Here is a 2,210-nt window from a genome sequence, read left to right as displayed (position 1 = left end):
AGTCGGGTCGGCCAAGGGCGCGGTGTCCGGATTGCTCCGAATCCGTTTCCCTTGGCCGCCCGCCGAACCGGACGTGCGGCTCTCACCGCATCCGGCTCTCCATGGACGTCATGCTCGTGAGAGTGTGTCGAGTTGTTCGGCCAAAGCGCTCCATGGTGTCGGGATCGTGTAACCCCGCCATCGGTATCGTTCGATGACTATTTCCGCGGGGTTATAGAGCACGGTCCCGTTCTCGGCTGGCAGCCAGGCCGGATACCTCGGATCGGAGTATCGGCGTCGGAGTTCTCGCCAGCGAACACGACGGTGTTTCATGCTCATCCAGTGCGCTACTTCCCGCCACATGTAGTGGCCGAGGTAGCTGAATGTGTCAGAGGAAACACCGTGCCGGAAGTACATACACCATCCCCGAACCACCAGGTTCAGACATTTGAGCACCTTTTCCAACGACATATAGGTCATTGCTCTGCTGGTGATGCGCCTGACCTTCGCGACGATCGAAGCCAGAGACTTCTTCGACGGATAGGTATAGACGATCATCTTCTTCCGATTCGTACCTCGCTTGGCCCGGCGCTGGATACGCCAGCCGAGGAAGTCGAACCCTTCATCGATGTGCAATACACGAGTCTTCTCCGGCGATAGGGTCAACCCCATCGGACGAAGAACCTCAGCGACCTCGATCCTGGCCTGTTCGGCATGGTGTTGCCCGCCATGGACCAGGACCACGAAATCGTCCGCGTAGCGAACGCATCGATAGGTCGCCTCTCCCTTGGAATGTAGATACTTTCGTCGCGAGCGAGGATCGGAAAGCAATCCGCCGCCGCCCGCGACGTCCCACTTGTGTTGATAGTGGTCATCCAGTACCGACAGGGCGATATTCGCAAGCAATGGCGAAAGAATCCCGCCCTGGGGAGTTCCTGCATGGGAATCCCGGTTCAGCCCTTCCTCGGTGAGGACACCGGCTTTCAGGAAGGCTTTCACCAGGGCCAGGACCCGTTTGTCCCCGATCCGGTGACGCACCCGCTCCATCAGAGCGGTGTGGTCGATCCGGTCGAAACACGCCTCGATATCAGCTTCGAGCACCCAGCGATAACCTCGGGAGCCGAACTGATGGATCTCGGCGATCGCGTCCTGAGCACGACGACGAGGACGGAACCCATACGAGCTGGGCTGGAATCCGGCCTCGAAGATCGGCTCGAGCACCAACTTCAGCGCAGCCTGAACGACACGGTCCGCCGTCGTTGGTATCCCCAACCGGCGCTTCTTCAAGGGGTAGCCCGGTTTCGGGATCAACTTCTCACGCACTGGCTGCGGACGAAATCTTCTCTCCCGCAGCTCGACACGTAATTTCGATAGGAGCACTGTCGACTCTTTCGGGATCGATCGAGGTGCTACTCCATCGATCCCGGCTGTTCGACCGCCCTTGTTACCGTGAACCCGTTCCCAAGCGTGTACCAGAAACGCCGGATCGCACACCAGATTATGCAGATCATCGAACTCTCGACCCGGATTCCGGGTCGCCCACAAGTACAGCTTGGCCTGCATCCGCCGTACTCGCGACCAGGCTTCATCGAAGTCCGGCCACGATTCACTCGAATTCACGAATGACTCCGTCCATTACAGTCCCTTACTGTTGATATCCACTGGGGTCCTTCGCCATGTACCCGGCTTTCCCGGGCTCGGACTACTACGACCCCTCCGCCCCATCACGTTCCGTCAGCTGACGACGAGCCTGCCCACCGAAAACCGTTGGCCACGATCACCAATGGGCGAAACGAGATGGTTCCCACGTTCACTGCTATCCATTCGGGACAGGAGGCGGCCGGCTTTGCTCCAGCGGCCTCGCCACGGCTACGCCGCAGGCTTTCACCGTGGCCTCCCCATCAGACAGGACAGTCCGTCAGGGGAGTTCCCCGATCCACTAAAGGCGATCGGAGATGCACCGCAAGCCAGCCCATATCCACCGAGTTGGAGCTGGCACCCAAACTTGAGGAGCTTTATGACACCGGTTCCTCTCGTCCACCTCTGTCCCACGCTCACCGGACCCGCACCATTCGGCAGTACTGGCACGTCCCGACTTTGTCAGGGCTGCTTTCCGCCCTCCCCGGCGTCTCCCGGATCAGGCTGCCCTCAGCTACAGCAATCGTGCTGCGACACAATCACTTCGGAGTCATTCCACCTCCAATATGGATAACAGCGCCTCGTGGCGCACG

General features: G+C 59.7%; 1 protein-coding gene and 1 pseudogene. One reads left to right on the top strand and one right to left on the bottom strand.

The window, feature by feature from the left end:
- A pseudogene (locus tag ACFWPK_RS34490) lies at positions 1–106 on the top strand (hypothetical protein); the annotation flags it as partial.
- A gap of 2 nt (positions 107–108) precedes the next feature.
- Here ACFWPK_RS34490 and ltrA read toward each other — a convergent pair.
- Positions 109–1,599 carry a group II intron reverse transcriptase/maturase gene (gene ltrA / locus ACFWPK_RS34485; RefSeq protein ID WP_378923056.1) on the bottom strand — a complete coding sequence of 497 codons (1,491 nt, stop codon included), beginning with the start codon at positions 1,597–1,599 and terminating at the stop codon, positions 109–111.
- Between the last annotated feature and the right edge of the window lie 611 nt (positions 1,600–2,210).

This window comes from Nocardia sp. NPDC058519, from assembly GCF_042719755.1.
GTDB lineage: Bacteria > Actinomycetota > Actinomycetes > Mycobacteriales > Mycobacteriaceae > Nocardia.
This window is presented reverse-complemented; position numbering and strand designations above follow the sequence as displayed.